Origin of the sequence: Tepidibacter aestuarii, assembly GCF_934924865.1 — a bacterium.
Taxonomy (GTDB): Bacteria; Bacillota; Clostridia; order Peptostreptococcales; family Peptostreptococcaceae; genus Tepidibacter_A; species Tepidibacter_A aestuarii.
Window position 1 is genome coordinate 3,025,596 of the sequence record NZ_OW235315.1, and the last position, 16,734, is coordinate 3,042,329.

Genomic DNA, 16,734 nt, shown 5'->3' on the forward strand with positions numbered 1-16,734 from the left:
ATGTTTTTTTGATGTTCTCAAATAAAACCCAATGTATTATATTTTTTGTAGTATAGTTTTATTTTTCATTTTAAAGCTATATCACCCTCACTGCACTCTATAAGTATTTTATACAAAAATAATATTTACTTGAATAACACTCCATACAATTATACAATTAAACTATATTTTTATGCTTAGGAGGGTTTTTTCCATGTTGGGAAGTTTAGCAAATGGGTTAGCAGTATTAATAGGAAGTTTAATAGGACTTTTATTTAAAAAAGGGATCAGTGAGAATTATAAGAAAATCCTTATGGACGCTATGGGATTATGTATATTCTTAATAGGAATTATGGGAGCAACAAAAGCTCAAAATATACTTCTTCTTATAATAAGCTTAGCTATAGGTAGCGTTCTAGGAGAATTTCTGAAAATTGAAGATAACTTGGACAAGCTGGGAGATTTCTTAGAAAGTAAATTAGTTAAAAACCAAGGAAGTGTTGCAAAAGGCTTCGTAACTGCTACCCTTATATTTTGTATAGGTTCCATGGCAATCATAGGTGCTCTAGAAAGTGGTTTAAATGGAAACCACCAAACACTTTTTGCTAAATCTATAGTTGATGGAATACTGTCTATAATATTTGCATCAACATTTGGAATAGGAGTTTTATTTTCATCAATATCTGTATTCTTATATGAAGGATTTATATCCCTTGCAGCATCTTCTGTAAAAATGTTTTTAGTAGATAGTGTAGTAAGTGATATATCATCAATAGGAGGAGTTCTTATTATAGCAATCGGTCTTAATATAATGGATATAAAAAAAATAAAGGTAGGAAATATGCTTCCAGCTATATTCATACCGTTGATTTTTTTCATATTAAAACTTATGTATTTTAAGATAATTCACTGATATACAACATTATATGACTTTAAAATTTTATATTTTGTTTATTTCTCGGGAAATATAAAAAAATTCGTCTAGTCGCTACGCACTGACTCATGTCGCCAACGATTCCTCTGGGATCCGTTGCTTAAAAATAGTTGCAGGTATAGATATTCAACCAACTTTATCGACATATTTGAAACTATATAATTTCCTATACAGTAAAAAATCCATAATGATTTAATCATTATGGATTTTTACATTTAACTATAACGTATCTTGACCTTCATCCCAGTTTACTGGGCAAGCAGCCTTAGTCTGTAATGCTTTAAGAACTCTAAGGAACTCCATAACATTTCTTCCAACTGAAGTGTTGTTTATAGAATAGTATTGTAAAATACCATCAGGATCTATTATGAATGTACCTCTTAACGCAATTCCACCAGCTTCATCTAAAAACACACCATATTCTTTAGCTAATTTTTTATCATAATCTGCTAGGAGTGGATAATCAATTCCTCCTAAACTCTTAACCCAAGCTTTATGAGTAGGTATACTATCTGTATTAACACCTAATACAGTAGAGTTTAATCCTTCAAATTTCTTTAACATACGATTAAACTCAGGTACTTCAGTGCCTCAGACAGGTGTAAAGTCAAGTGGATAGAAAAATAAAACTACATATTTTCCTCTTAAGTCTTTTAATGAAATATCTTTATCATGTGTGCTTGGTAATGTAAAATCAGGTGCAGGTGAACCAATTTTAATCATTTCTTTTCCTCCTTTTTATTATTCATCATATATATTATCTTCGTACAAAATCTTTTTATGCTTAATTTATTAATTAGTTACATAATAAAAGTATTTTACTGCCTAGTAAACATATGCCCTTATTTTTCTTATTTTAAACTAAATCTTTCAAACTCATCTGTATAGATTCCATCATTTCAAAAACACCCATGTTGATTCCATTTATTTTATCTACGAATTGTATATTGCTTCCAGTCAAAGTTATATTGATATTTTGATTTTGCATGATTCCATTTAAAGCTTTAATAATTAATTCTTTGTCTTCATCCATATAATCTAAATTTATTAAATCCCTTTGGATAGAATCCATAACTTCAAAAATACTCATGCTAGCTCCGTTTGTTTCATCCAAGAGTTGTACATTCCCACCAGTTAAAATTGTATTAATATTCTGATTTTGCATAATTCCATTTAAAACTTTAATAATTATTTTTTTATTTTCATTCATATAATAATTCCCCCTTAAATAATTTTCAAATCTCAATATACTTATATGCATGAAAATAAAAAATGTTATATTATTTTAGAGGTTTGATTTGTTGGGTTGTACATTGCTATAAATAAAAAAGCATTAAAGGATTTTGAGATATTCCTTTAATGCTTTTCTATTTATTTTTTACCACCATATACCCCTAAGATTAATTTAGGTTATTAGTATTTTAATTCCCTTTATTTTATCTTAATTATATTTTATATTCATACTCCCCATTTTCTTTTAAATAAAAAAAGTCAGAGTAGTCTATCTCAAATATATTCTTATCAATACCTGATATATCAATTTTTTCACTTATAAGATGCTTTAATACTCCGCAATAAGATATATCTCCTTGAAGTAGTGCTCCATATATTACTCCATCCTTATGTATAATTTTCTTATAAATATCTTTGTCCTCTATAATATCTACACTATAAGTATTATCTAATGCATCAACAAGTCCAATAGATACAGTATCAAGGCCCAAGAAGTTCATAGAATTTCTAAAGCTGAATAGACTCTCTATTTCTCGATCCTTACTGACCATATTATAAGCTGCAACAATTCCCTGTTTTACAGCTATTGGCCATATAGGTGTACTTGCAGTTACATCTCCGCCTGAATATATATCCTCTACATTTGTTTCACATTTTGAATTTATGCATATACCCATATCAATATTTATAGTATTATCCTTTATAAAAGATATATTAGGTCTAACCCCTGCTGCAACTATTATCATTTCACAGTCTATAATTTCTCCGTTATCTAAATAAAGACCAGCTACATTATTATCTTTTAAATTAACTTTTGTAGCTTTAACTCCTTTATATATATTAACTCCTTTTTGCTTAAACAACTCTTCATATCTACTTGAAGCCTTAGAGTCTAATTGAAGTGGAAGTATTCTATCATTCATTTCAACTAATGATATATTTATATTTTTATCAAGCATTCCAGATACTGCATCTATACCTACAAGACCTGCTCCTAGCACAGCTACATTTTTTATATTTTTTATTTTTTCTTTTATCTTGTATGCATCACCTATATTTCTAAGTCCATATACATTATTTGCTTGTCTCAAATTTTCAATAGGAGGAATAAATGATGAAGCCCCAGTTCCTATAAATAATTTGTCATAGTCTAGTTCTATATTATCTTCCACTAATACCTTTTTATTTATAGTGTCTATTTGCTCTACATATACACCACTTATCCAGTTTATATCATACTCTTTAAAAAAATCTTTTCCAGCAAAGTTTAGTTCTTCTAGTGTTTTATGATCACTTATTATATGGTGAAGCATACATCTTGAATAAATATCAGTATCCTTTGATACAACTGTTATTTTAGCATTCTCATCTAATTCTCTAAGAGTTTTAGCACAGCTTACACTTGCTGCACTGGCTCCAAGCACTAAATATCTCATTACTTTTCGCCTCCTTGCACATATATAGCTCCAGTTGGGCATTCATTCACACAAGCTGGGGTTCCGCCGCACATATCACACTTTAATACTACCTTTTTTTTATCGTCATCAGCTTTTAATACACCGTATGGACATGACATTATACACATAAAGCACGATGCACACTTATCTTCATTATATTCAACTACACCAGTTTCTTTATTCTTAGTCATAGCGCCACTCATGCAAGTTATAGCACATTCTGGTTCTTCACAATGTCTACAAAATATAGGAGTAGGATTCTTATCCTTATCTAAAGATATGTGATTCATGCTTTCATTTTTATTATCTTCAAGATCTAAATCATATATATTTTCTGCATTACCTTTTTTAACCATACAAGCAAGTACGCAGTTTAGACATCCTTCACACAACGATTTATCTACCATTATCCTGTTCATAACATACCACTCCCCTTGTATTTATTACAAACCTAATTTATTTCTTCTATCTATTATAATATCTTCTAGCTTATCAGCAGTTTTTAAAACATCATCTTCAAGTATTAATTTTCCTCCAGTTAACCCTTCAAGTTGGTTAGTAAGAACATCTGTTACAACCTTACTTCCAGTTACAAATGGAGGTATAGCAAGGTGAAGTGGAAGTCCAAGAGCAAGTCCAAATGCCCCATCAGCTAAAGCTTGTTCTTCTAACCATTGTGGAGCTGATAATACTAATGGTAACTGAGGTATATCTATTCCCAAGTAATTAGCAAGATCAGTTGCAACAATTTCAAGTCTTCCAATTGCAAGACATGGTCCAAAGTTTAAAACAGGAGGTATTCCCAATCCTTCACATACTTCTCTTAAGTTATCTCCTGCTAAAGATGCAGCCTTAGGAGACATAAGTCCAACATTTTCAAGTCCTCCACTTGAACATCCAGCTGATAAAACTAATATATCTCTTTTTATAAGTTCTTTAGTAAGCTCAACTGTGAATACATCATGCCCTTTAGCAGTAAGGTTTGAACATCCTACAACCCCAGCAATTCCTTTTATCTTTCCGCTAGCTATTAAATCAACTAAAGGCTTCCAGCTATCCCCTAAAAATTTCTTAAGTGATTTTTCGCTTACACCAGTTATAACATCATCATGTCCATGATCCTTTGGTATATCTATAACCACATCTCCTCTTCTATTTTTATAACTAAGTAAAGCTTCACTTATTATATGCTCAGATATTTCTTCAGCTTTTTCAATAGAAAATTCAATATAATCAGCATTAGCCTTTTTAGCAACATCATCAAGACATATCATTTTTACCTTATATTCATCTGCTATAGGTTCTATTCCAGGAAGTGTGCAGTTAAACTCAGAAACTATTATGTCTATTCCCCCAGTTGATAATAAAGCTTCACTTGTAAAGTTATTTCCAGCATGACCTGAGAATACATCTTGGTAATGCTCTCCTCTTAATTGTAAATCTTGACCTACACAAGTACATCCAACTAATTTAAACCCTTTAGCCCCTACTTCTTTTGCTTTTTTTACTACATCATCACTTGTAAGTATATCTTGAAGATGGGATATATTTGAATGCTGGTGACCTGTTATCATTATATTTATATAATCCTCATCTACAACCTTAAATCCAACTGGAGCCTGTCTTATAACTGGTTCTCCAAGCATGATATCATTTAACAAATTTGTTAAAGTAAGTCCATAAAGACCTGTTGATATCCCTAAGTTTAAAGAATGAAGTAACATATCCACTGGGTCACTATTTAAGTTAGTTGAACTCTTAACTATAGCATCAAATACCTCTGATTTTGCTCCACCAGGAACTATGTCTAGCTTTTGCCAGTTTTCAAATCTATTTTTATATGCCATCTTCTCAACTAATTCCATCTTTTCATATCTTGGTTTATATAAATCATTTAAAACCTTATCTGCAACCTTTATTGCTTTTTCATATACATCATTTCCATCTATCTCAAATAGCTCAGAAAGTTCATTTAAAGTATCTATGCCCTTTATATTTCCCTTCTTTAAAGCTATATCTTTTAAATTTCTAGCAGTAGTTTCAACAATATGTAAGTAGCATGCAGCTCCTGACGCAACTGCTCTTAAAAAGTTTCTTCCAACTATAGTATCCGCTGTCGCACCACATACCCCCCTTGGTGATTTAGGTGTTATTCTACAAGGTCCATTTGAACATAGCCTACAACACACACCTTGTTGTCCAAACCCACACTTAGTACTTTGCTTTTCTACTCTATTAAATGAAGTCTCAACCTCTTTAGTTTTAATAAATTCCTCTAATCTACAATCTGCTGATTTACAAATACCCATTATTATTCCTCCCTTTATTGTGTACTAATTTAGTATACTTTAAACTAAAACTATACCTTTTTTGTATACTTTAATTTAAAGAAAGATTACTCTTTCTCTTTTAACAAATCTTCAAAAGTTACCTTTTGTAATTCTTGATGTACAACCTTTTGAACATTAGCTAAAGCTTGATGAATTGTGCATTTATTAGTTTTTCTCCTATTACAGTATTCTTTATCATATAAACATCTGTTAACATATATAGGACCGTCTATAGCCTCTACTACTTCTTTTAATGTTATATCTTTAGAGTTTTTGTTTATCATATATCCACCATTTACACCTCTAAAAGATTTAACTAAATTCTTTTTTGTAAGCTTTCTTAGAATTTTTAAAGAAAATCTCAAAGGTATATTCTGTGTTTCTGAAATTACTCTGGCCTCTATTCTCTGCTCAGATGATGTTTGACAAAGAAACAATATTATTCTTAATGCATAATCTGCTTCTTGAGTTATTTTCATGTAATCACCTTTTAAAGTATACTTATTTTGTATATTTTTATATTAGTACTTCATTAATTATTTGTCAATATTATTTTTCTCAAAATTTATTTATATTATACATGAAAATTATGATTCTAAAAATCAATACAGGGTATATTAAATTATAAGTTAATATGTAAACTATTTTTAAGGGGATGTTTATAATGAATAAAGTAATTGAAACTTTAATTAATCATCGTTCTATTAGAAGTTACAAAAAAGATTCTGTATCAAAAGAATATTTAGATATAATTATTAAATCAGCACAAGCTGCACCTTCTTCTATTAACGGACAACAAATGAGTATTATTAGTGTAGAAGATGAAGAAAAGAAAAAGAAAATAGCCCATCTTGTTGGAGATCAAGCATGGGTAGACCAAGCACCTGTTTTCCTTATTTTCTGCGCTGATTTTTATAGAGCTAAGTTAGGTTTAGAATTAAATAATCAAGAAATGGTAATTACAGATAATATAGAGTCAACATTAGTTGGGGCTGTTGATGTTGGGATTGCCATGTCAAATGCCATAACAGCAGCAGAATCTCTTGGCCTTGGAACTGTTCCTATTGGAGGAGTTAGAAAAAATCCAGATGAATTGATTGAACTGTTAGAACTACCCCCATATGTTTTTCCTATATGCGGACTCGTTATAGGTCATATAGAAGATAATTCTCATTTAAAACCTAGATTCCCAAAAGAAGCTGTACATCATGAGGAAAAATATAATAATGATTTAATAGATAATGTTAAAGAGTATGACGAGACTGTATCTAATTATATGAAAGAGCGTACTAATGGAGAAGACTCTAGAAATTGGTCTCAAACAGTATCAAGGGTATATAACCATGTATACTATCCAAAAGTTAGCGATGCACTTAAAAAGCAAGGATTCAAAAATTTATAATCACAAAAGCTTTCAAGCGAAATTGAAAAATTAATAAATGAGATCTAGTATATATACTAGATCTCATTTATTAATACTTCTATAATATCTCCTGATTTAACAGTTCCGCCCTTAATAATTTTCGTAAATATTCCCTCTCTTGGCATTACACAATCTCCAACTAATCTTCTTATTTCACATCCGCCATGGCATTCCTTACCGATTTGAGTTACCTCTTGAATAGTCTCTCCAATCTTTAGCTTAGTTCCAACAGGTAATTTATAAAGTACAATTCCTTCAGTCGTAATATTTTCTGCAAACTTACCACTCTCAAGTCCCTCTACTCCAGATGCTTTCATCTTATCTATACTCTCCTGAGATAGTAAGCTTACTTGTCTATGCCAATTACCTGCATGAGCATCTCCAACAAGGCCATGATCTTCTCTAAACTCCCCTTTTGGTATCGGATGCTTTACAACACCTTTTTTTTCACTTATATTTATATCTATAACTTTCCCAAACTTATTCATAATAAAATTCCCCCATTAAATGATTTATTTTCTAGTGTAATCAGATTTTCCTCCAGTTTTCTTGATAAGCTTTATATCCCCTATAACCATATCCTTATCAATAGCTTTACACATATCATAAATAGTTAAAGCAGTCATAGATACAGCAGTTAAAGCCTCCATTTCAACACCTGTTTTTCCATATGTTTTAACAATTGCTTGTATTTCTATGCTTGTATCTAATACATTAAACTCTATATTTGCTCCAGTTAAAAATATATTGTGGCACATAGGTATTAAATCAGATGTTTTCTTAGCTCCCATAATACCACCTATTTGAGCAACAGATAAAACATCTCCTTTTTTAATAAGCCCCTCTTTTATTTTATCTACAGTTTCTTTTTTCATATGTATTATTCCCGTTGCTATTGCGACTCTTTCTGTATCATTCTTTCCCCCTACATCTACCATCTTAGCTCTTCCACTCTCATTAAAATGTGTGAACCCCATACTTATCCTCCTATTGCTATCATATTTCTAGTTATATATTCGCCATTCTCTAGGTGATGTTCTTTAGGCTTTTTAGAAATTGCATCTATTATTAAAGTTTTTATATCTTCACCATTTCTAATAGGTGTCTTTAAGTCTATTTCCTCTTCAGAATGAAGACATAGTTTTAGCTTTCCATCACTAGTAAGCCTTACTCTATTACAGTTAGAACAAAATTTGCATGATATAGGATTTATAAGTCCAACCTTGCCTTTTGCACCAGATAATTTATAGTAGTTTGCAGGTGAGTTTATATCATCTCTTTTTATCTCTTCTAGATTCTCAACTTTTTCTAATACATATTCATTAGAAATAAAATTATGAATAGCCCAATTCCTTGCTTCACCAATTGGCATAAGCTCTATAAATCTTACATCAATACCATCATTAGTAAGATTGACTAAATCATCTATTTCATCATCATTAAATCCTCTGATCAAGACTGTATTTAATTTAATTGGAGTTAATCCTACTTCTTGTGCCTCTTTAATTCCATCTAAAGTGTCTTTAAGTTGTCCACCTCTAGTTATATACTCATATTTTTTTTCATCCAATGTATCAAGGCTTATATTTACTCTATTCACCCCTGCATCTTTTAATTGTTTTGCGTATTTTTTAAGCATTATAGCGTTAGTAGTTATAGCAAAATCTTTTACTCCTTCAAGATTTCCTATATTCTCAATCAAACCAAGTATCCCTCTTCTAACCAAGGGCTCTCCTCCAGTTATTCTTATCTTATCTACTCCCAACTCTACGAAAACCTTTGCTATAGTCTCAATCTCTTCAAGTGTTAATACATCACTGTGACTCATCTTATCTATACCTTTATTTGGCATGCAATATCTACATCTTAAATTACACAAATCAGTAACTGAAATTCTCAAATAATTTATTCTTCTATTGTACGAATCTATCATATAAAATCCCCCGCTATTACGACTTCCCCTCTTATTAATTAATATTATATCATCTTTTTATACTATTCTTTATTACAGAACAATATAAATTTTTTACTTATAAAGATGTTTAATATACAATATGTGTTTTGATGAATTTCATTTTGCTCTAATCAAATTACTAAAAAATGATGCTTATTAAAATGTTAGCGAATGATTTAAATATTTTTCTATAAAACTTAGATTGCGCTGTTTAAATATCCGTCAAGAAACTTCGTTGTCTGATCGTAAGAGAGTTCAGAAGTTTTAGGATATTTAATAAGGCGCAATATTTAGTTTTATTAAAATATTTAATACAGCAGCGTTATTTTAATAAGCATCATTTTTCTCTCAAGTACTTACCTATTTTGATCTAAAGTTTCACTTTATAATAAAGATGCACTCTTTTTTCTCTTATCCTTTACAGATTGTTTTATATCCTCATCCTTAACTATCTTAAATGCGTCAGTAGGACATACTTCAACACACGCTGGCCCTTTGTCTCTATTTATACAAAGGTCACACTTATTAGCTATTATTCTCTCTTTAAAGCACAACTTTTTAGAATCCATGTCTATTAAATTAGGTTGAACTACCTTTTCTCCATCTTTATAATAATCAACTAATTCAATAGCTCCTAATGGACATGCCATTAGACATGTTTTACAACCTATACAAGTTTCTTCATTTATTTGTATGCTTCCATCTTTGTTTACTATCGAACCATTTGGACATGCATTTGCACATGGAGCATCTTCACAGTGTCTACATTGAATTGGTGCACTAACCGTAGCTGTTTTTACAACACTAAGTCTTGGGTTGAACGATATATTTTTACATTCTGGATTGAATATATCTTCATCAGAATGAGCAATAACACAAGCTATTTGACATGTTCTACACCCTATACACTTATTAGGATCTACTATAACAAAAGTATTCATTAATATTTCTCCTTTCTCGATGCATATTCCGTATGTAGAAGATGATGTGATTTTTCTCCAAGTGGCTCACTTAAAAACTCCTCATACAATTTTTTTATACTACTATTTTCATGAGATTTTCTTACTTTACACTCCCCATCGTGAGTATAAATAGATTTTTTTCTATTATCATATGCCATTTTCTTATATTTATCTAAAATAACCTTTGGTTGTCCACCTCCACTTATACACCCTTCTGGACATGTCATAACCTCTATAAAGTGTAAATCTGATTTATTATTTTTTATATCTTCAAGTATAGGTATTACATTTTCAAGTCCTGATACTACTGCAACATTTAATTTCATATTTCCTACATCAATACTAGATTTAGTCACTCCATTTTCTCCTCTTACAGAGTGTATATCTATATTTGGTATACTTTCTTTAGTAATAAGCTCATATCCAGTTCTAATAGCAGCTTCCATAACGCCACCAGTAGTACCAAATATTGTTCCAGCTCCTGTATAATCACCTAGAGGGTTATCGAATTTTTCTTCTTTTATATTCTTAAAATCAATTCCCATATCCTTTATTAAATAAGCTAGCTCTCTTGTAGTTATTACTACATCAACATCCTTGTATCCACTGCTATTCATCTCTTCTCTATTACATTCATATTTCTTACATGTACAAGGCATTACAGATACACTAAATACGTCTTTAGATTCTACATTATCTATATCAGCTCCGTAAGTTTTAAATATAGCTCCAGCCATTTGCTGAGGAGACTTGCAACTTGAAAGATGGTTTGAAAGTTCTGGATATTCTTGTTCCATAAATTTAACCCAAGCTGGACAGCATGATGTGAACATAGGAAGGTCATTTCCCTCAGTAACCCTCTTAATAAGTTCTGTACCTTCCTCCATTATAGTCAGATCTGCTGAAAAATTAGTATCATATACTCTATCAAATCCCATTTTTCTAAGAACTGCTGCAAGTTTTTTATCTGTTAAAGATCCTAAATCTAATCCAAAATCTTCTGCTAAAGCAACTCTTACTGCAGGCGCACACTGAACAACCTTATGAAGTTTATCATTACTTAAACTATCTTTTACCTTTTCTACATCACACATACTATAAGCTGCAAATAGAGGTTCTTTAACCGTTTCAAGCATACCTCTTTCCTTTATTTTTTTATCCACAGGAGTAGTGTCTGATTCAAACTCGCTTAAATAAGCACTACATATTTGTACACATTGCCCACATATAACACACTTATCCTCGTTTATACTTTGAGCTTCTCCTTGTTTTCCTTCTATAGCATCAACAGGACATATACTTGCACATCTTCTACATCCTGTACATATTTCTTTATCTATATTGACTATCATCTCCTCTTCCCCCCTAAATTAAAGATTCATAAGTCCTAGTGCAGCCTTTATATTCTTGCTCTTTTTATCTTCTTTAATATTTACAAGCTTTAATGCATCATGAGGACACGCTTCTATACAAGCCTTTGTATCTCTTCCCTTACATAAATCGCATTTGTAAGCTATCATTTTTTCTTCTTCTAGTCCTAATTGAATTACTTTATCTTCATTCTTGTACTCTGGTAATAATTCTATGGCACCTATTGGACATGCCATAAGACAAGTCTTGCATCCTATGCAATTTTCATCTACATAGATAGTATTGTCCTCTTGCTTTATAGCTTTGTTAGGACATGCATTTGCACAAGGTGCATCTTCACAGTGTCTGCATTGTATAGGTGCACAAAACTTTTCATTCTTTACAAGATATAATCTAGGTATAACAGGAGTTGTCATAGTTCCTACTGTGTAGCCTATATTATTTTCTTCATTATGCACACTAGAGCAAGCTAATTCACAAGCTTTGCATCCTATACATTTGCTTGGATCAGCTATAACAAATGTATTAAAACTCTCTTTCATTCTCCCCCCACCTTTCAATTGTCTTTAAATTAAAAATCTTCCTTTTATAAATTCTCCCATTTTCACATTTTCTACTTTTTCAGGTATTACAATTAATCCATTTGAGTTCGATATAGTTTTTAAACTATTAGAAGACTGTCCTCCAGATTTATATGCGTAATATTTATCTTTATGTTTTTTTATATTTACATAAAAATATGTAGTTCTTCCTTTTTTGTCTTTGAAATCTTCTCCAGCTATTAAATCTATATAATCATACTCAGTTGATTTCCCAATCATTTTAGATATAGCTGCTTGAACGAACTGTTCAAATACATTTATAGATGATAGAGGATTTCCTGGGAGTCCAAAAAATAACTTTTCATTGTATTTTGCAAATACTAATGGCTTTCCAGGTTTTATCTTTATTTTTCTAAACTTCACATCTGCTCCTATCTCCTCTAATACATCTTCTACAAAGTCGTAATCTCCAACAGACGCGCCACCTGATGTTATAACTATATCCGACTTTTCAAATGCATCAATTATGCTTTGCTTTAATATATCTTTATTATCCTTTACTATGTTCATAGATAGTGGATTTGCTCCACTTCTCTTAACTAATCCGAAAAGAGAGTATCCATTACTATTTCTTATTTTCCCATTTTCTAATTTCTCATTTATATCTACAAGCTCATCTCCAGTTATAAGTAGTGATACATCTGGGGATCCGTATACTTTTAACTTGTCATATCCCAATGATGCCAATAACCCTATTTCATATGGTCTTATAACAGTTCCTTTCTTTAAAACCAAATCATTTGATTTTATCTGTGATCCCTTTTTTATTACATTAAGACCTTTCTCAACTTCATCATGTATTATTAATTTATTATCCTTTACATCTACCTTCTCTATTTGAATAACCGAGTCAGCACCGTTTGGAAATGCTGCCCCAGTCATTATTTTTAACGTCTTACCACTTTGCAGTTCATCATTGTAATAGTCTCCAGCCTTTATAGTTCCTATTATTTCGAACTCTTTTTCATCATTAATTTTAATAGCGTATCCATCCATGGCAGACTTATCAAAAGAAGGCAAATCCTCACTTGAGTAAATATCTTCTGCTAATACAAAGTCCATACAATCTAATATGTTCTTCGTTTGTATATCGGATAACGAAGTATTTTCAATTATTATATCAATTGCTTCATCCGGTTTTATCATATTGACTACCCTCTCGTACTTAAATTTTTACAACCCTCATATTTTTTCTTATTCTATTGTACTCATCTTTTATAAACTGCTCAGCTTTTTCTTGATCGTGTATTTTTTCAACCTTTATTGCACAGTATTTAAATTCTGGAGTTTTAGAAACAGGATCTAAACTATCTATAGTAAGCTCATTACAAGAACCTATCCACCACTGATAAGTCATAAAAGTAGAACCTTTTTTCACTCTATCAGTAACACAAGCTCTAGTCATAACGCTTCCTCTTCTTGAACTTACTCTTACTAATTCATCGTCCTCTATACCTAACTTTTCACTATCTTCAAAACTCATCTGAATATATCCTGGCTCATCCGCAAGCTCTTTTAATGCCCTACAGTTACCAGACATAGTTCTAGCAGAGTAATGTCCAACCTCTCTAACAGTTGAAAGACTAAGTGGATATTCTTCATCTGGAAGCTCTTTAGGTGCTCTCCACTGGCTTGCAAATAGATTCCCTTTTCCACTAGGTGTTGAGAATTTATCTCCCTTGTATAAATACTTAGTTCCATTATGATCTTCACTTGGACAAGGCCATTGAACTCCGCCTAACTTTTCAATCTTCTCATAACTTGCACCAGCAAAACTTGGACATAAACTTCTCATCTCATCCCAAATTTCATTAGTGTTCTCATAACTCATAGAATACCCCATCTTAGTTGCAATCTCGGAAATTATCTGCCAGTCAGGCTTAACATCTCCTTTAGCTTCTATAACTTTATTAAACTTTTGGAACCCTCTATCAGCACAAGTATATACCCCTTCATGTTCTCCCCACGAAGTAGCAGGAAGTATAACATCTGCATGAAGAGCTGTTTTATTCATAAATATATCTTGAACTATAACAAAATCTATCTTATCAAGTGCTTCTCTAACCTCAGAAGAATTAGGATCACTTTGAACTGGGTCTTCTCCAAATATATAATACGCTTTAATTTTATCTTCATTTAAAGCTAGATGAGGTACCTCTGTTAAAGCATATCCATTCTTATTAGAAAGCTTAACTCCCCAAGCTTTTTCAAACTTTTCTCTAACCTTATCATCAGTTACCTTTTGATATCCAGGATATACATTCGGAAGAACTCCCATATCACAAGCCCCTTGAACGTTGTTTTGACCACGTACAGGACCTATACCAACATTTTCACGGCCAAAGTTTCCAGTTAAAAGTGCTAGTGATGCAAGTCCTTTAACAACATCAACAGCTTGAGAGAACTGACATACTCCCATACCATAAAGTATCATACTATCCTTTGCCTTAGCGTATTCTCTCATAGCCTTTCTTATATCGTCTGCCTTAACTCCTGTTATTTTCTCAGTGTATTCTGGAGTATATTTCTCAACTAAAGCCTTGTACTCCTCAAATCCATCTACATGATTTTTTACATATTCTTTATCATAAAGATTCTCATTGATTAAAACATTTCCAAATGCATTTACAAGCGCCATATTAGTTCCACCCTTTATAGGTAGCCACATATCAGCAATTCTAGCTGATTCGGTAATTCTAGGATCTGTAACTATTATCTTTGCTCCCTTTTCCTTAGCTTTTATTATTCTTCTTGCGACAATCGGATGTGAATCTGCTCCATTATATCCAAATATAAATAATAAGCTTGCATCTTCTATTTCATTTATTGAATTAGTCATTGCTCCACTACCTAAACTGTAAGCCAGACCGGCTACTGATGGCGCATGTCAGATTCGTGCGCAGTGATCTATATTATTAGTACCTATAGCTGCCCTCATAAACTTTTGCATTATATAATTTGCTTCATTTCCAGGTCCTCTTGCACAGCCTGTACCCATTATAGAATCTGGACCATATTCTTTTTTAATTTGATTAAGTCTTGTTGCTACATAATCAATTGCCTCATCCCACTCAACTTCCTCTAATTCTCCATTTCTTCTAATCATAGGTTTTTTAATTCTAGCTGTAAGATACTGAGGATCTCTTAAGAAATCCCATCCATAATGTCCTTTAAGACATAAGTTTCCTTCATTTGTTCTTCCATCTGCAGGTTCAGCCCTTACTATTTCCCCATCTTTAACTACAAGATACATTTGGCACCCTGCACCACAGTAAGGACATACAGTTAATACTCTTTGCTCCATACAATATCCCCCTTATAACTTTTATTTTAAAAAAGAGCCTATAAGATATTTTTAACTTATAGGCTCCAATTGTTATCAGTCGTTAAATCTTCTTGTGTATTCAAATTTCTAAACATGTCCCAGTTAGGGCTAAAGCCTCTCGCTTTATCTTCCTTAATATATATAGTATTTATATTACTTATAAATAAGAACAAAGATCTTTTATCTTCATAAATATATTTTTCAATATCTTTGACTATTCTTTTATTATAAAAAGAATTAAGTGGCTCTATATGATTTTGAGATTTTGTTACACATGCATCAGCATCTTTTATCATACTTTTCATATATCTTATATAATCTAAATTTATAGTAGGCATATCACAAGCTATAAAATATACATATTCACTAGAAGCTTCTTTTAGACCTCTATGTATCCCCCCTAAAGGCCCTTTATCTTTGATTTCATCACTTACTATTTTAACTTTACAATTTTTGTAAAACTCTTTTTTATTAGTTACTATTATTATTTCTTCAAACTCTAACTTCAATTTATCTATTAAATAATCTATTAACCTTACACCATTTATTTTCAAAAACTGCTTGTCAAATTTCATCCTAGAGCTTTTTCCACCCGCTAGTATTACTGCGGTTTTAAATTTGCTCATATTATCCACCTATTTTCTAGCACATTCACCTGTTTTTCCTTTAAGTATTTCAAGTCCATGATGAATACTATCTATAATGTATTCAAGAGATTCATTAACAGCCTTAGGGCTTCCAGGTAAATTTATTATAAGAGTTTCATTTCTTATACCACTTACCCCTCTTGATAACATAGCTCTCTTAGTTATTGAAAGACTATAATATCTCATAGCCTCTGATATCCCAGGAGCTAATCTATCTACAGCTTTACGTGTAGCCTCTGGAGTAACATCTCTTTTGCTAAATCCAGTTCCACCAGTCGTAAGGATTAAGTCTACATTGAGATCATCACTCATATGTACCATTTCATTAAAAAGAGCATCTTCTTTATCAGGAAGAATTACATACTTCCCAACTGTATATCCATTTTTAGTAACTATATCCTCTATTAGCTTTCCACTTTCATCTTCTCTTTCTCCTATGTACCCCTTATCGCTCGCAGTAATTATACCTACATTAAACATTCGAAGTCACCCCCTAATATATTTGTTTCAATAATAT

General features: G+C 31.5%; 18 protein-coding genes. 2 read left to right on the top strand and 16 right to left on the bottom strand.

What is annotated here, in order from left to right:
* Nucleotides 1-193 precede the first annotated feature (193 nt).
* Entirely contained in the window at nucleotides 194-892 is a 699-nt protein-coding gene (locus tag M2214_RS14725; protein ID WP_248480392.1) for a DUF554 domain-containing protein, read from the top strand.
* 240 nt (nucleotides 893-1,132) lie between these two features.
* On the opposite strand, the gene M2214_RS14730 is transcribed toward M2214_RS14725, so the two are convergent.
* From M2214_RS14730 to M2214_RS14755, 6 genes are all read right to left on the bottom strand, one after another.
* The gene (locus M2214_RS14730) at nucleotides 1,133-1,636 is read right to left on the bottom strand and encodes a peroxiredoxin (protein ID WP_248480394.1); all 504 of its coding nucleotides are present in this window, start codon (nucleotides 1,634-1,636) and stop codon (nucleotides 1,133-1,135) included.
* A gap of 133 nt (nucleotides 1,637-1,769) precedes the next feature.
* Entirely contained in the window at nucleotides 1,770-2,123 is a 354-nt protein-coding gene (locus tag M2214_RS14735) for a hypothetical protein (protein ID WP_248480396.1), read from the bottom strand.
* Between the two features lie 235 nt (nucleotides 2,124-2,358).
* A complete protein-coding gene (locus tag M2214_RS14740) occupies nucleotides 2,359-3,582 on the bottom strand; it encodes an NAD(P)/FAD-dependent oxidoreductase (protein ID WP_248480404.1) in 1,224 nt (407 codons plus the stop codon).
* Entirely contained in the window at nucleotides 3,582-4,022 is a 441-nt protein-coding gene (locus M2214_RS14745) for a 4Fe-4S dicluster domain-containing protein (protein ID WP_248480406.1), read from the bottom strand. Before M2214_RS14745 ends, M2214_RS14740 begins: the two co-directional genes overlap by 1 nt.
* 24 nt (nucleotides 4,023-4,046) lie before the next feature.
* Nucleotides 4,047-5,912 (bottom strand): anaerobic carbon-monoxide dehydrogenase catalytic subunit, encoded by a 1,866-nt coding sequence (cooS, locus tag M2214_RS14750; protein ID WP_248480413.1) that lies wholly within the window; start codon nucleotides 5,910-5,912, stop codon nucleotides 4,047-4,049.
* A gap of 86 nt (nucleotides 5,913-5,998) precedes the next feature.
* Nucleotides 5,999-6,412, bottom strand: a complete 414-nt coding sequence (locus M2214_RS14755) for an RrF2 family transcriptional regulator (RefSeq protein ID WP_248480415.1) — start codon at nucleotides 6,410-6,412, stop codon at nucleotides 5,999-6,001.
* A gap of 185 nt (nucleotides 6,413-6,597) precedes the next feature.
* On the opposite strand from M2214_RS14755, the gene M2214_RS14760 reads away from it, so the two are divergent.
* A complete protein-coding gene (locus M2214_RS14760; RefSeq protein ID WP_248480417.1) occupies nucleotides 6,598-7,335 on the top strand; it encodes an NADPH-dependent oxidoreductase in 738 nt (245 codons plus the stop codon).
* A gap of 56 nt (nucleotides 7,336-7,391) precedes the next feature.
* On the opposite strand, the gene M2214_RS14765 is transcribed toward M2214_RS14760, so the two are convergent.
* The 10 genes from M2214_RS14765 to M2214_RS14810 all read right to left on the bottom strand — a co-directional run bounded on the left by M2214_RS14765 (nucleotide 7,392) and on the right by M2214_RS14810 (nucleotide 16,697).
* Nucleotides 7,392-7,844 carry an MOSC domain-containing protein gene (locus M2214_RS14765; protein ID WP_248480419.1) on the bottom strand — a complete coding sequence of 151 codons (453 nt, stop codon included), beginning with the start codon at nucleotides 7,842-7,844 and terminating at the stop codon, nucleotides 7,392-7,394.
* Between the two features lie 24 nt (nucleotides 7,845-7,868).
* Nucleotides 7,869-8,333, bottom strand: coding sequence for a cyclic pyranopterin monophosphate synthase MoaC (gene moaC, locus M2214_RS14770; protein ID WP_248480421.1), 465 nt, complete (start codon nucleotides 8,331-8,333; stop codon nucleotides 7,869-7,871).
* A gap of 2 nt (nucleotides 8,334-8,335) precedes the next feature.
* Nucleotides 8,336-9,289 carry a GTP 3',8-cyclase MoaA gene (moaA, locus tag M2214_RS14775; protein ID WP_248480434.1) on the bottom strand — a complete coding sequence of 318 codons (954 nt, stop codon included), beginning with the start codon at nucleotides 9,287-9,289 and terminating at the stop codon, nucleotides 8,336-8,338.
* Nucleotides 9,290-9,693: 404 nt separating this feature from the next.
* Complete coding sequence (locus M2214_RS14780) at nucleotides 9,694-10,251, bottom strand: 4Fe-4S dicluster domain-containing protein (RefSeq protein ID WP_248480443.1); 558 nt, start codon at nucleotides 10,249-10,251, stop codon at nucleotides 9,694-9,696.
* Nucleotides 10,251-11,624, bottom strand: a complete 1,374-nt coding sequence (locus tag M2214_RS14785; RefSeq protein ID WP_248480453.1) for a [FeFe] hydrogenase, group A — start codon at nucleotides 11,622-11,624, stop codon at nucleotides 10,251-10,253. The genes M2214_RS14780 and M2214_RS14785 overlap by 1 nt, the downstream gene beginning before the upstream one ends.
* Before the next feature lie 18 nt (nucleotides 11,625-11,642).
* Nucleotides 11,643-12,185 carry a 4Fe-4S dicluster domain-containing protein gene (locus M2214_RS14790; RefSeq protein WP_248480455.1) on the bottom strand — a complete coding sequence of 181 codons (543 nt, stop codon included), beginning with the start codon at nucleotides 12,183-12,185 and terminating at the stop codon, nucleotides 11,643-11,645.
* Nucleotides 12,186-12,209: 24 nt separating this feature from the next.
* Nucleotides 12,210-13,391 (bottom strand): molybdopterin molybdotransferase MoeA, encoded by a 1,182-nt coding sequence (locus M2214_RS14795; protein ID WP_248480457.1) that lies wholly within the window; start codon nucleotides 13,389-13,391, stop codon nucleotides 12,210-12,212.
* Between the two features lie 19 nt (nucleotides 13,392-13,410).
* Nucleotides 13,411-15,549 (bottom strand): formate dehydrogenase subunit alpha, encoded by a 2,139-nt coding sequence (gene fdhF, locus M2214_RS14800; RefSeq protein ID WP_248480459.1) that lies wholly within the window; start codon nucleotides 15,547-15,549, stop codon nucleotides 13,411-13,413.
* Nucleotides 15,550-15,605: 56 nt separating this feature from the next.
* A complete protein-coding gene (gene mobA, locus M2214_RS14805; RefSeq protein WP_248480461.1) occupies nucleotides 15,606-16,196 on the bottom strand; it encodes a molybdenum cofactor guanylyltransferase in 591 nt (196 codons plus the stop codon).
* Nucleotides 16,197-16,205: 9 nt separating this feature from the next.
* Nucleotides 16,206-16,697 (bottom strand): MogA/MoaB family molybdenum cofactor biosynthesis protein, encoded by a 492-nt coding sequence (locus M2214_RS14810; protein ID WP_248480463.1) that lies wholly within the window; start codon nucleotides 16,695-16,697, stop codon nucleotides 16,206-16,208.
* Between the last annotated feature and the right edge of the window lie 37 nt (nucleotides 16,698-16,734).

Excerpts from the sequence above, each read along its gene's own strand:
- M2214_RS14725 (WP_248480392.1), top strand. The coding sequence starts at position 194 with ATGTTGGGAAGTTTAGCAAATGGGTTAGCAGTATTAATAGGAAGTTTA.
- M2214_RS14740 (WP_248480404.1), bottom strand. The coding sequence starts at position 3,582 with ATGAGATATTTAGTGCTTGGAGCCAGTGCAGCAAGTGTAAGCTGTGCT.
- M2214_RS14745 (WP_248480406.1), bottom strand. The coding sequence starts at position 4,022 with ATGAACAGGATAATGGTAGATAAATCGTTGTGTGAAGGATGTCTAAAC.
- M2214_RS14785 (WP_248480453.1), bottom strand. The coding sequence starts at position 11,624 with ATGATAGTCAATATAGATAAAGAAATATGTACAGGATGTAGAAGATGT.
- mobA (WP_248480461.1), bottom strand. The coding sequence starts at position 16,196 with ATGAGCAAATTTAAAACCGCAGTAATACTAGCGGGTGGAAAAAGCTCT.
- M2214_RS14755 (WP_248480415.1), bottom strand. The coding sequence starts at position 6,412 with ATGAAAATAACTCAAGAAGCAGATTATGCATTAAGAATAATATTGTTT.
- M2214_RS14765 (WP_248480419.1), bottom strand. The coding sequence starts at position 7,844 with ATGAATAAGTTTGGGAAAGTTATAGATATAAATATAAGTGAAAAAAAA.
- moaC (WP_248480421.1), bottom strand. The coding sequence starts at position 8,333 with ATGGGGTTCACACATTTTAATGAGAGTGGAAGAGCTAAGATGGTAGAT.
- M2214_RS14735 (WP_248480396.1), bottom strand. The coding sequence starts at position 2,123 with ATGAATGAAAATAAAAAAATAATTATTAAAGTTTTAAATGGAATTATG.
- M2214_RS14810 (WP_248480463.1), bottom strand. The coding sequence starts at position 16,697 with ATGTTTAATGTAGGTATAATTACTGCGAGCGATAAGGGGTACATAGGA.
- M2214_RS14795 (WP_248480457.1), bottom strand. The coding sequence starts at position 13,391 with ATGATAAAACCGGATGAAGCAATTGATATAATAATTGAAAATACTTCG.
- M2214_RS14760 (WP_248480417.1), top strand. The coding sequence starts at position 6,598 with ATGAATAAAGTAATTGAAACTTTAATTAATCATCGTTCTATTAGAAGT.
- moaA (WP_248480434.1), bottom strand. The coding sequence starts at position 9,289 with ATGATAGATTCGTACAATAGAAGAATAAATTATTTGAGAATTTCAGTT.
- cooS (WP_248480413.1), bottom strand. The coding sequence starts at position 5,912 with ATGGGTATTTGTAAATCAGCAGATTGTAGATTAGAGGAATTTATTAAA.
- M2214_RS14780 (WP_248480443.1), bottom strand. The coding sequence starts at position 10,251 with ATGAATACTTTTGTTATAGTAGATCCTAATAAGTGTATAGGGTGTAGA.
- M2214_RS14790 (WP_248480455.1), bottom strand. The coding sequence starts at position 12,185 with ATGAAAGAGAGTTTTAATACATTTGTTATAGCTGATCCAAGCAAATGT.